Origin of the sequence: Membranihabitans maritimus (assembly GCF_021729145.1) — a bacterium.
GTDB lineage: Bacteria > Bacteroidota > Bacteroidia > Chitinophagales > Saprospiraceae > Membranihabitans > Membranihabitans maritimus.
In genome coordinates this window covers 17573-31113 of sequence record NZ_JAJSLW010000017.1, presented here as the reverse complement: position 1 = coordinate 31113, position 13541 = coordinate 17573, and the positions used below count along the sequence as shown (strand labels likewise).

The 13541-nt window shown below is 40.2% G+C and carries 9 protein-coding genes; 1 reads left to right on the top strand and 8 read right to left on the bottom strand.

Going from position 1 to position 13541, the window contains the following annotated elements; translation table 11 throughout:
- Position 1: 1 nt before the first annotated feature.
- From LVD47_RS17860 to LVD47_RS17840, 5 genes are read right to left on the bottom strand one after another with little or no spacing between them, the layout of a single operon-like run.
- Complete coding sequence (locus LVD47_RS17860; protein WP_236979359.1) at positions 2 to 1825, bottom strand: ABC transporter ATP-binding protein; 1824 nt, start codon at positions 1823 to 1825, stop codon at positions 2 to 4.
- A 25-nt stretch (positions 1826 to 1850) separates the two neighbouring features.
- Positions 1851 to 3206 carry an acetyl-CoA carboxylase biotin carboxylase subunit gene (gene accC / locus LVD47_RS17855; RefSeq protein ID WP_236979357.1) on the bottom strand — a complete coding sequence of 452 codons (1356 nt, stop codon included), beginning with the start codon at positions 3204 to 3206 and terminating at the stop codon, positions 1851 to 1853.
- Positions 3207 to 3261: 55 nt separating this feature from the next.
- Positions 3262 to 3774, bottom strand: a complete 513-nt coding sequence (gene accB, locus LVD47_RS17850; protein WP_236979355.1) for an acetyl-CoA carboxylase biotin carboxyl carrier protein — start codon at positions 3772 to 3774, stop codon at positions 3262 to 3264.
- Between the two features lie 5 nt (positions 3775 to 3779).
- Positions 3780 to 4346 carry an elongation factor P gene (gene efp, locus LVD47_RS17845; RefSeq protein WP_236979353.1) on the bottom strand — a complete coding sequence of 189 codons (567 nt, stop codon included), beginning with the start codon at positions 4344 to 4346 and terminating at the stop codon, positions 3780 to 3782.
- Positions 4347 to 4383: 37 nt separating this feature from the next.
- Positions 4384 to 5382 carry a beta-ketoacyl-ACP synthase III gene (locus tag LVD47_RS17840; protein ID WP_236979351.1) on the bottom strand — a complete coding sequence of 333 codons (999 nt, stop codon included), beginning with the start codon at positions 5380 to 5382 and terminating at the stop codon, positions 4384 to 4386.
- 324 nt (positions 5383 to 5706) lie between these two features.
- Here LVD47_RS17840 and LVD47_RS17835 point away from each other — a divergent pair, with 324 nt between their 5' ends.
- Positions 5707 to 10008 (top strand): T9SS type B sorting domain-containing protein, encoded by a 4302-nt coding sequence (locus tag LVD47_RS17835; protein ID WP_236979349.1) that lies wholly within the window; start codon positions 5707 to 5709, stop codon positions 10006 to 10008.
- 428 nt (positions 10009 to 10436) lie between these two features.
- On the opposite strand, the gene LVD47_RS17830 is transcribed toward LVD47_RS17835, so the two are convergent.
- From LVD47_RS17830 to LVD47_RS17820, 3 genes are all read right to left on the bottom strand, one after another.
- Positions 10437 to 12671, bottom strand: a complete 2235-nt coding sequence (locus LVD47_RS17830) for a TonB-dependent receptor (RefSeq protein WP_236979347.1) — start codon at positions 12669 to 12671, stop codon at positions 10437 to 10439.
- Positions 12672 to 12681: 10 nt separating this feature from the next.
- Positions 12682 to 13041, bottom strand: coding sequence for a heavy-metal-associated domain-containing protein (locus tag LVD47_RS17825; protein WP_236979345.1), 360 nt, complete (start codon positions 13039 to 13041; stop codon positions 12682 to 12684).
- A 76-nt stretch (positions 13042 to 13117) separates the two neighbouring features.
- Complete coding sequence (locus LVD47_RS17820) at positions 13118 to 13531, bottom strand: HYC_CC_PP family protein (protein WP_439652032.1); 414 nt, start codon at positions 13529 to 13531, stop codon at positions 13118 to 13120.
- Positions 13532 to 13541 lie beyond the last annotated feature (10 nt).

The window sequence follows — 13541 nt, the reverse complement described above, 5'->3', positions numbered from 1 at the left end:
TCTAAAAACTCTGAAGTTCTACAAATCTGCGATACACTCCGTTGGAGTCTATCAATTCGCTATGCTGCCCCTCCTCAATCACAACACCATCATCCAAAACGATGATCTTATCTGCATTTCGGATAGTTTGTAAACGATGCGCAATAATAATAATTGTTTTGTCACTTCCCAGGTTTTCAATCGCTTCCTGAATAGAATTTTCAGATTCACTATCCAAAGCACTGGTTGCCTCATCAAGCACCAGTATCGGTGCATTATAGTATAATGCCCGTGCCAGAACAATTCGCTGTCTTTGCCCACCACTTAATTTTCCTCCACCTTCTCCTACTATAGTATCAAGACCCGATTCAAAACTATTCAAAAAAGGACTGACATTGGCTTTATGACAAGCAGATAATATCCTTTCTTCATCGTGGTCGACATCATTAAGACATATATTATTGCGAATACTGTCGTGAAACAATACCGGCTCTTGAGATACTATACTTATATTTTTACGGAATGAATCTTCGGTAAATTCCTTAATATCAATATTGTCAAACCGAATCGTACCGGATGTCGGTTGCAAAAACCGACAAATCAGATCTACTAAAGTAGTTTTACCTGACCCCGAAGCACCTACAAGTGCTACGCGATCCCCTTTTTTGATCTCAATATTGATATTACTCAACACATTGGACTCCTCGCCGGGATATTTAAAATTCAATCTTTCAATTACAATGGATTCCCCCAGAAATTCCATTTTTTTGGTTCCGCTAATCAATTGAACCTCCTTATCGGAATTAATCAGGCTTTGAATGCGAGAATACGCCCCCATTCCTTTTTGAAGATTGTAGTAAGCAGATGAAAATGACTTTGCGGGATCAATAATATTGTAAAATGCAAAAATAAAAGTCAAAAAAGTACTTGCATCCATTTCTTCAGAAAACACCTGATTGCTCCCCAACCACAACAAAACGGTAACTACGGTCACTCCCAGGAACTCAGACATGGGTGATGCCAAATCCTTGCGAAATAAGATCTTATTTCGCAACCTTCGAAAACTATTATTGAATTTAGAAAATAGCTTTTTTACATAATCCTGGGCATAAAAAGCCCGGATTGTCTTAATGCCGTATACCGCCTCTTCAGTAATTGAAAGGGTAGAACCAACTAAATCCTGTGCTTCCTTGGAATTTTTCTTGAGCCGTCTGCTCAAACCTCCTATTACCACAATGGTAAAAAGCATCAATAAAAGGACATACAAAGTAAGTTCAGGACTGACATATAACATATATCCCAAACTTCCAATTATGATCAATGGAGATCTAATAATAGTCTCTAATACGGACAATACACTGGACTCAAACTCCATTACATCACTACTCATGATCGTCAATAGATTCCCTTTGCGTTCTTCTTTGTAAAATGAAAAAGGTTTAATAAGCAAAGTGTCAAATAGCTTATTTCGCAAGTCCCTTACAATCCCGTTTCTCAATACCGCCATAAAAACTAAAGAAATATAGCGGAAGATATTTTTAAGCAGGAAATTAGCTACTATAAAAAGACAAACGATTAGGAGGGCTTTTTCCTTCCCGTTGTTATTGACAAATTCAAATAAATAATAATTAATAAAGGGTTCGATATTATTAAAGGAAAAAGCTACAGGGCCCTCAATATCAGACTTATCTGATATTTGATCAAATAATACATCAAAAAATGGCTTGAGAACCGGAATACTGACTACCGTAAAAATAGCAACTAAAATGTTGGAAAAAATATTTCCCGTCAGTTGCCAACTATATGGTTTGAGCCAAGTTAATATTTCTCTCCAGTCACTTTTCAATGATATTTATTTTCTCGACACCTTATTATTCCTCGCTATCATCTTTTTCCAATTCAAAAGTATTCATAAATCCGGTATCAAAATTTCCGGATTTAAAATTCTCATTTTTCATAAGTTGTTGATGAAATGGAATAGTAGTATGAACCCCCTCTACAATAAACTCGTCAAGGGCTCGCTGCATCTTTTTGATACATTCTTCCCGGGTCTGGGCTTTACAAATCAGTTTTGCTATCATTGAATCGTAATACGGGGGTATAATATATCCTGCATAAACGTGCGTATCAACCCGTACTCCCTGTCCTTTGGAACTGTGAAATCCGGTGATCATGCCCGGTGAAGGTCTAAAATCACGAAATGGATCTTCGGCATTAATCCGACATTCAATGGCATGTAGCATAGGCGTCAGATTCTTTCCTGAAATCTTTTCCCCATTTGCCACCTTAATTTGTTCTTTTATTAAATCGTGGTCTATCACCTCTTCCGTTACAGTATGCTCTACCTGAATCCGCGTATTCATTTCCATAAAATAGAAATCTCTATTTTTATCTACCAGGAATTCTACCGTACCCACGCCTTCATAATTAATAGCCTTGGCTGCTTTGATCGCAGCTTTCCCCATCTTGTCCCTCAGTTTCGGTGTCATAAAAGGGCTCGGACTTTCTTCTACCAACTTTTGATGTCTGCGTTGGATCGAACAATCCCTTTCACTTAGGTGTGATACTTTACCATGTTGGTCTCCAATGACCTGAATTTCAATATGTCGGGGTTCTTCGATAAACTTTTCTATATATATACCATCATTTCCAAACGCTGCTCCAGCTTCTTGTTTTGCTTTGTTCCAGTTTTCTTCAAATTCTTCGGCAGATTTTACTATTCTCATTCCTTTTCCACCCCCACCAGCAGTTGCTTTGATAATTACCGGATAGCCTATATCTTTTGCTATTACTATGCCCTCTTCAATGCTATCAACCAGCCCTTCAGACCCCGGGATACAAGGGACCTTTGCTTTTTTCATAGTATCTTTTGCCGTTACCTTGTCTCCCATTAAGCGAATATGCTCCGGAGAAGGGCCTATAAACTTGATCCCGTATTCTGTACAAATCTCAGCAAAATCTGCGTTTTCAGCTAAAAAACCATAGCCTGGATGTACAGCATCTGCATTGGTTATTTCCACTGCGGCCATGATTTTTGGGATATTTAGGTAGGATAAGTTACTTTGGGGAGGCCCGATACAAACAGCCTCATCAGCAAAGCGAACATGCAAACTTTCTTTATCTGCCGTCGAATATACTGCAACCGTATTAATTCCCATCTCTTTACAGGTTCGTATAACACGCAGTGCTATTTCTCCCCTGTTCGCTATCAAAATTTTATTGAACATACCCGGATATTATGTTTTAGTAAAAATTCAGAAATCGAAAAAAAATTGAGTCCCCTTAACTGGGATCAACTAAAAATAAAACCTGATCATATTCTACCGGAGCGGCATCCTCGACTACCACTTTTACTACTTTTCCACTAATTTCAGATTCGATTTCATTAAATAGTTTCATAGCTTCTACAATACAAACTACAGAACCTTTTTCTATTTGATCTCCTACTTTCACAAAAGGAGGTTTATCCGGAGCTGATGACCGGTAAAATGTTCCGACCATTGGAGATTTTATTTCCAAATATTTATCTTCTTCTTTTTCCTGTACATCTTCCTTTTCCTTGGGATTAGCTTCTACCTGCCCCCCTGAAGGTGAAACGGGTTGCGCTACTTCTGCTGCCCCCGGTTGAAGTGCCTGGGTGCCCGGTATCTGTATGATTTGATTTTTGTCTTTTGACTTTTTCTGGTATTTATCGGTTTTCACTGACAATTCAAAATCCCCGTCTTTCATTTTAAATTCCGAAAGATGCGAGTCACTGATAAGTTTTAGCAATTCCGTAATTTCCTTATAGTTCATTTCTATTATTGTTTTACTCTTTCAATATAATTTCCTGTCTCCGTATCAATTTTCACCAAATCACCTTGATTGATAAATAGTGGAACCCTGACTTCTGCTTCGGTCTCTACCTTGGCTGGTTTAAGTGTATTTGTTGCCGTATCTCCTTTCACACCAGGTTCTGTATAGATCACTTCCAAAACTACATTCTGGGGCAATTCGACTACCAAAGGTCGTTCCTCAGCTGCATGAAATAAAATTTCAACATCAGACCCTTCTTTCATAAATTGTGAATTCTCTACCATTTCTTTATTTACACCTACTTGCTCATAGGTTTCATTGTTCATAAAATGATAGGCAAATTCATCTGCATATAAATATTGGAAAACCCTCCGTTCTACGCGGACCGGGTCAATAGAGTGGCCGGCAGGAAAGGTATGATCCAGTACTTTCCCCGTTGTAATACTCTTTAGTTTCGTCCGAACAAAGGCATTTCCTTTTCCGGGTTTTACATGTTGAAATTCAATGATTTGAAAAAGGTCATTATTAAAATCGATACACAAACCTTTTCTAATATCAGATGTGTTCGCCATAAATCAGCTTTTATTCTAATGGTTACAAAATAATAAATTAATTTGAATCATAGGACCAGGTCAAATATACGGTACCCCAGGTAAATCCTCCTCCGAAAGCTGTAAATATCAATTTATCTCCCTTACTGAGTTTTTTCTCGTAATCCCACAAACATAATGGCAATGTGGCAGCCGTAGTATTCCCATATCTTTCAATATTGGTCATCACCTTTTCCTTGGGCACTTCAAGATAATCCGCCAAACTGTTAATAATTCTCATATTGGCCTGATGGGGAACAACCCAATCTATATCATCTTTTGTAATATTATTTCGATTCAATACTTTAAGGGTCGTAGCACGCATTCCGCTCACTGCAGCCTTGAATACCGGTCTACCATCCTGAAATACATAGTGGTCTCGGTTCTTGACAGTGTCTTCTGAGGCCGGATGGAGAGACCCACCAGCTTTCATATTCAAGAACTTTGCTCCACTCCCGTCTCCGTGTAAGTCCGCATCCTCAAAGCCATATTCATTTTTACTGGGTTCCAACAAAACACATCCCGCTCCATCCCCAAATAGTATACACGTTGTCCTATCTTTATAGTTTATTATAGAAGACATCATATCTACGCCAATAACCAATACTTTCTTATAAGCTCCTGATTCTATAAACCTGGACCCTGTGGTCAAACCAAATAGAAATCCGGAACAAGCCGCCCCAAGATCAAATCCCCATGCATTTTTCGCACCAATTTTAAGTGCAATGGTATTTGCCGTATCCGGAAATTGCATATCAGGCGTTACCGTAGCACAAATAACTACGTCGATTTCTTCGGGATTCGTCCCTGTTTTTTCAAGGAGTTCCTTAACTGCATAAGTTGCCATATCTGATGAAGCTTTACCGGGCTCTCTAAAGATCCTGCGCTCCTTTATTCCGGTCCGGGAGACGATCCACTCGTCATTGGTCTCAACCATTTTTTCGAGATCAAAATTCGTTAATTTTGTCTCGGGAACAAATCCCCCTATTCCAGTAATGGCTGCTTTGTATTTAGCCATAATATTTTTTCAGTTTAAATTTCCGGGTGCAAGGTAAAAAATTTAGTGCATAGAACATTGATAAAATCGAGTGAAGACGATCGAATACTATTAATTAATTTTGCCAACACATTCACATTAAGATAGTTATATATCTATAATCATCTATTTTAAAACAATTTAAATGTCCATTAGAATCAAATCCCATGTAAAGAACCAAATTTTCAATTCTTCGTATTAAAACCTGTCATTTTCGTACTAAAGATTTGCGAAAGGCGTTTCTTAGTTAGTTCAGTACAAACTATTGATCTATATTTGTGCACTCAAATACTTGATATAAACTGTATGAAAATATATAACAAACTAATAGTCATACTATTAATTTCGTTAAACAGCCTATTCGCCCAACAACCGGAATTCATAGCACCCCGAGAAACACCAAGCATTGGTACACGAGCAAATTGTACACAAATCAATGCAGGCAACGCAGCTTTGAGACCATTTTCCAATGGAGCTTCATTGGATAGTGAAGGAAATATTACGCTCTGCTATGGGCAGGGAGTCAGTGTCCAGCACGATGGGGATTTCAACCTGGATGAGGACCCTGATGCCTCGACACCTGCCGGAATTCGGTACGCTGTCTTTACAAATCAGCCGACTACATCCCCGGAAATTGTAAATTCCAATGCATTATTCGATTTGGAAAACCTCCTCACAAACGAAAGCGGAGCCATGATCGTAGCACAGGCAGATGCGAATGGCAATTTCACAGCCGTCAATGACGGTTCTTTCCTCACTGCGGCTGGTCTAAATGCTCCACAAACCCTTTGGTTTGTACCTATTACGGTACATAATGCCAATGCAGGATCATCCAATCCCGAAGATTTTTTCGAGGCAACAGGAAACGATGCCTGTACCCATGTCAATACCGGAAGCGCATTTGCGATCACTTACCTGGGGCCATTGACTTACACGGTCAATAAAACATCAGAGACTGCCGGGACTATTGACATAACGGGTGGTTTACCCGCATTAGATGGTAGTGAATACACAGTTAATTTGTTGAACACATCAACAAATGAAAGTATAAATTTATCAGGCTCTGGTAATAGTTTTGATTATTCTGACATTGATCCGAATAACGGTTACCAATTAACGATCTCTGATAATCAGGGGTGTGCAAGAACCTTTAATTTATCGTTTGCAGCCGGTGCGACAACCGTAGAAATCTCATTCCCAGATACTACAGTGGAAGAAGGCAGCCAAATTTGTATACCTGTACGGGTTTCGGATTTTACTAATATTGGAGGGTTTCAGTTTCCTATTAAATGGGATCCTTCCGTACTGGAATATAGTTCGATTATGAATAGTAATCCCATCCTTTCGGATTTTGCACCAGGTAGTAATTACAATGAAAATTTTGCTGATCAGGGCATTTTAATTGCCCTCTGGTTTTCGACGGGGGTAGGAGATGGAATCGACATTGAGGATAATGGAATTTTGTTCGAAATGTGCTTTAACGTAGTGGGAAGTGTAGGCGAATCAACCGAATTATTTTTTCAAAAATACTCAACTACCAGTATTGATTTTGCAGATGGGGATATACAAAACTTACCATTTACTACAATTCCTGGAATCATAACCGTTGTTCCATCGGGAGACCTGGACTTTGCCTATTCCAGTTGTACGAACGAAGCAGGCAATTCATCGAGCTTAAACATTAATATATTTGGCGGAAAGGCTCCTTATACATACACATTAAGAGGACCGGACCCAAGGAATGGTACCACGCAAAACGATACTTTTAATATAAATAATCTGGCCGGGGGTAATTACACATTAGAAATTACAGATGATAGTAATATCTCTATATCGAAAAACATTACTATTGGAGGTGAAAATTTCGAATATAGATTAGCCTTCGAACGAAATACCTGTAGTTCTTTCGACCCCAATGGAAAAGTATACATTGAAGATATTAACACGGATAACTTTGATATAGAATGGACCTATAATAATCAGAAATATTACAATATTGATACATTAAACAATATAGCAGGCGGAGAGGTAGCTGTAATTATTACGGACCAAAATAATTGTTCTAAACCGCTGAACCAGACCATGCCGACAGACAGGCAATTGTCTATAGCACAAACGATAACTACTGACCCCGGATGTAGCGGGACCCCGGGAGAAGCTACCATAAATATTTCGGGAGGAAATGGTCCTTATACGGTTACCAGGTCCGGATTTGAAGAAACAACAGACAGGGAAATCAACCTGGAATTTTTACCCCAAACGTCCTACATTGTAACAGATGATGCAGGATGTTCGATACCCGTAAATTTTGATGTGGATATGGCCATGCAAAGCTTTACTTTCAGAGATACTACGCATCGCGATATTGGATGTAATAATTCAGAAGGTGGGGAATACAGGATTTATGTAGAAAGTGAAAATACACCCGTCTGGGAAGATGTCGAAGTATACTACAATGGCAATATTTTTACCGGCGCCTATATAGCTAATCAAAGCCAGGGACAAATTTGGCTTCGGGAATTGGATCCGGGTGATTACACAATACAAATAACGGGCGATTGCGGTGCCTTTAACCATGATTTCACCATCGAAAATATAAGCGAAAACCTATTACTTGATGCTACTGTCAATCCTGTAAGTTGTGATGCCGGTGGAACAGGTTCTATAGATTTAACAGTCACACCCACTACCGGCAACTACGATTTTGACTGGAGTAGCGAAGACCCAAGTGACTTTTTCCCCAACACCGAAGACTTAACCGATTTGGAACCGGGCACTTATTCCGTTACTGTTACCAGCCAGGGAACGGGCTGTAGTATTACGAGTGAATTTACATTATCACCTGGTGTAGTGTACTCCAAAATCGAAAGTGAAATTCCATGTGACCCGGGAAGTTCAGTAGAGGCGGGAATCAGTATCCAAAGCGATTATGAATCCCTGGAATGGGATACGGGAGAAGACACGGAAATAATTACCGTCACCAGTCCCGGATACTACCCTTTCACCCTCACTTCAACGGATGAAACATGCGAACCTATCCGGGATAGCATTTATGTACGATCTCAATCAGGAGGAGTATATATTACCCGGTTCGAATCAACCGTCGTCGATGAATGTTCTTCACCGGATGCTATTGTAATAGCTTATTTAAACCAACCCATTAATAATTATGACTTCTCGTGGGACAATGGTCCTTTGCAAGTGGGACAATCAGACTACAGGGTATTTGACGACGAAACCCACAACTTAAAAATATATAACGAAGATTGCCTGGTAATAGATACCAATTTCAATGTTGATTTTCAAAGACTTGTACAAATAGACACTACTGTAACAGATATTAGCTGTTTTGGTGAAGATGACGGTTCTATTTTAATTGACATAGAAGGAGGTGGAGGAGCAGGTTTCAACTTTGATTGGGAACACATTTCCGGTCCACCAAGCCAATTCGCCAATAGATTGTATGACCTTCCGGCTAATAGTTACAGGGTCATCATTACAGACGAAACTGACCCTGCATTTAACCCATGCCCTGCCATTGAACTCAATTTCGAAATTGAAGAACCCGAAGAACTCAGTGTAGCGGTCCTTGAAGACCAAATAGTGCTTCCCTCCTGTGAAGGAGACTCCAATGGTGTCATTGTCCTGGATATGATCGGTGGCACACCCGGGGATATTGAAGTCCGATACTCTTATAGTGGAGGTGCCAACACTACCGATTCACTGGTGATAGAGAACGCCGTAGCCGGGAATTATAATTTTGCTTTAACTGATGACCGGGGATGCCGGGCCACCACCCAATACCAATTAATGGAACCGGAACCCATCTCATTTACTGTTCCTCCAATAGAAGAACCTGCCTGTTTTGGGTATACCACTTCCCTGACGATCCAAAATGCCAGTGGAGGGACCAACACTCAATATCAATTTTCCGTTGACGGCGGTGTACCCAGTCCTTTGGGACAATCCGTCGACATTTTGGGAGGAAGCCATACGGTGACTGTGTTTGATGAAAATTTATGCTCAGCTTCCACAGCCATTACTGTGCGTGAACCCAACCCGATCAATATTCAGTTCGACCAACCCGATACATTGCAGGTACCCTTGGGACAAACAGCCGAAGTTTCTGCCCGCATTAACGGCGAAAATTCAATAGTAGAATACATCTGGTCTCCCGATGGAATTGCAGAACCGACGACCCGGGAAGAACTGGAATTTACCGCGGTAGAAAATATGTTTATCACACTGGAAGTCACTGACTCACGTGGATGCTCTGCAGCCAATGATATATTTGTATTAGTCCGTAAACAAAGGGATATCGGTATACCAAATGCCTTTACTCCTAATGGCGATGGAAACAATGATTTACTAACAGTAATACCAGGTCCCGGAGTGCAGTCCATTCAATCATTTCAGGTGTACGACCGGTATGGTGGATTACTTTGGCAACAAGAAAATATCAACCCTGCCGAAGCGCAAATAACGGGGTGGGATGGTTCTGTAAAAGGGCAAAGAGCTAATCCGGGCTTATATCTTCTCCTGGTAAAAGTCCAATTTATTGACGGGCTCGTAGTCCAAAGACGAGAAGATGTATTGCTAATAAAATAAACAAGAAAAAGATTTTCAAATTTTACGGACTGTTGTACACAGTAAATATTCTTTCTAATATTTAAAGAGGCCGGTTGTTTGTTAAACCGGCCTCTTTATTTTGATTATGCGCTGAGGCAATACCTTGCTGGTATCCTTCCCTTTATCCCGTAATATTCATCACAACATTTTCAAGCTACACACCTGCACAAAGCTAATCTTATGTATAAATCGGGGAAACCGAAAAAGGATACAAATATAATTATTAACCCAATGGGATGCCCATGACATAAAGCTAAAAGGGCTAACAAGAATATAAAAATAGCACCCCATTGAAATCCTCCCAGGGAGTCCGTGAGACCTACGGGAAAATGCATAATGATTGTCCAGTGAACACCCCAATGTATTTGGAGTGCGATTAATTCGTGTATTCGGGACCTATAAAACCGTTACGGAATTGTATACCGCGCCCCCAAATAAATATTCCTTCCAAAAACCGGGCCCCAGACCATCGTCCCGTCGAAAAAATCACTAAAAGGATCTTCACTCGCTATAATTGGATTCTCCTGCACATAATTCAATATGTTTTCTCCTCCGATATAAATCTCAATATCCGAATTAATTATCCGGGTAACCTGGGTATTGATGGTATAGAATGCCGGGGAATATTCTGGCAACCTGTATTCAACCGGATTGATCTCCGTATCCGGAATCCTCTTTTCCCCTTGCCAATTCAATGTAGCATCAAATTTCCAGTTTTCATCCCAGGTAGAATAAGCAAGGTTTACAAAAGCACGGTTTTTCGAATTTAATGGGATTTCCCGAAGCCCCGACTCGAATCGGGTCCTGGCATCTATCCATCGGTATGCTATTCGCAAATCCAGATTGCGTACCAATTCATAGTCCAATTGTGCCTGAAACACATTGGAAAAAGATTTTCCTTCCAGGTTATAAAAATGAATTTCCCCTGGGCTTTCATCAAAATCTGCTATTATACGATTTTGAAAATCCGTCCTGTACAAATCAAATGTCATACTTCCATCCCGGTAATCCAATTTGAATCCTTGTGTAAAATTAATACCAAAATTCCAGGCTACTTCAGGTTGAAAACCCAAATTATACCCGGTTGCATTTTCGAATATCCATTGACGTGAACTCGATAAAGCACCGAAATTTTCAGCTATGACAGATGCTGTTCGCTGGCCCCTGCCTACAGATGCCCGCAACACAGATTGATCTGTAATAGCATATCTCAAATGAAGCCTCGGCGTAAAAAAGGTACCGTAACGATTGCTATGGTCCCACCTCATCCCTGCGACCAAATCAAAATTATCGAGTGCTTTATAGGAATACTCCCCATACACGCCCGGGACCCATTCCTCGCGAAGTAAATCTTGAGCCAATAGTTGTTCATCCTGCTTGTCATATTGGAAGCTGGCTCCTAGTTTGATGCCATGGTTGGTATTCCATACTATGGATTGAAAAATATAATTGGCATAAAGAGAAGTTTCTTTTCCCAGATACTCTTTATTACCAAAAGTACTTTCCTGATCGTGATAAGAGGCCGATAACTGAAACCCCATTGATTGCCAGGGTAACGGGGATAATATTCCAATTTTTGCCCACCCCTCCAGGCGATTGACCCTATTGGTCATCCCCCAACTATTGGAAGCAACCGGGCTTTCCGGATCAAATGTTGATTGCCCACCAATATTATCTATATAGGTGGCCTTTACCCCCATTTGCATTCGCACATTTCCTGTCCCATTATACTTCCATCGGTTTAATCCAATCAAGTGATCACCGACAGGTTTGTCCAGGAATCCATCATTATTCCTATCGTTTTTCTGATGGTTTATTTTACCGTGTAAAAATAGAGCTGTGGACCATTTTTCACCAATGGATTGGGAATACAGGGCATTGCCTTCCATACGACCACCTTCATTTCCATAGACATTCAGGTGCAGCTTTTCCATATTTTCAGGCTTTTTCATTTCGACATTAATTTGCCCTGAAATACTTTCAAAACCATTGATAGCACTTCCCGTTCCCTTATTCAATTGCATAGAACTTACCCAGGGCCCCGGTATAAACGTCAATCCATAGGTACTACTCAGCCCCCGGACATTGGGCATACTTTCACGGGTAATTTGTGCATAGGCACTTGCAAGCCCCAACATCTTAATCTGCCGGGTACCCGTAACAGCATCGGTAAATGACACATCTACGCTCGGACTGGTACCGAAGCTTTCACTCAAATTACAGCAAGCTGCTTTTCTAAGTTCCTCTTCGGATATATTCTCCATTTTGACCGGATCAATCATCGATACTTCTGAAGACTTTTTCCGGTATTGAACTTTCACTTCATCCAATGTAACAGCGGAGGACAACTGAACTGAAATTTTATCCAGATTGCCCACTTTAATGGTATCGGACTGGTATCCTGTATAACTAATGACAACAGTTTCTACCTCCGTATTCTTCCTCAGGGTAAACGCACCATTTACATCCGTAGCTGTACCGGAATGGTCGCCTAACCATACCACATTCGCCCCTATCAAAGGAATAGTGTCTCTGGTATCTGAATCCAGTTCATAGACCTTACCGATAATGACATCTGTGTTGCTTTGCCCATAGGAACAGACCATTCCCAGGCAAAGGATTGCAAAAGCTATAATTTTCATTACCCTGGTTTTAATGTACTTCCAATTCACTGTTGCGATAGGCACAGCAGTCAGGTAGAGAAGCATAGGCCTCCTCGGTAGCTTTGACTTTATCAGTATCATGTCCCACTTTGGCTACAGCAGCACATATGGTCTGAAGGTTTGTCTTTTTTGGCTTGTAAAGGACTGTCAACTTCTGGGCATATTTATCCCATTCAGCCATTTTCACTCCTTTTATGATAGCCGCTTCTTCAATTCGGTCTTTGCACATATCACATACACCATTTACAGTAACAGAGTCTGTCTGGATGTTTTTACTTTGGGCCTGCCCTATGGAAATAGCGAAAAAAAATACAGGTAGGATTAATAAACTTTTATATAATAATTTCATGATTTTTAGTTTGATATTGAAAAAATGATCAGACAAAATGATTGCCTGTTGGTTCAGATTCTTTTTTCAACATCTATCAATCATAAAACACCAAAGCGCAATTTTGGATATAAGAAGGAACCCTTACAGGCGGTCCATCGGAAAGCACCTGGACGGATTCAAGGTCTGAATAAAATACGGTAGGTTCACACTCATCACCGAAAACAATGTTCCTTCCCCCGTCGAAAGAAAGATTATTTGTACTCTTTAGTAATACCCGTTCACTCGCAAAATCAAGTGAAAATAATTCCGTATCACAACAAGGTTTTTCATCGGTATTCTCTTCTGCTTCCTTACAACATTTGGATGTACTACACTCATCCGATTTTTCAACATCAAATAATGATATTGAGACAAATTGTTCACTGCAATAGTGTACGGCACCGTACAAGCCGGTCGACACCAGCAAGTAGGTCATTAAAAGCAGATATGCTGTGATTTTTTTTATCATTGCGCTTACG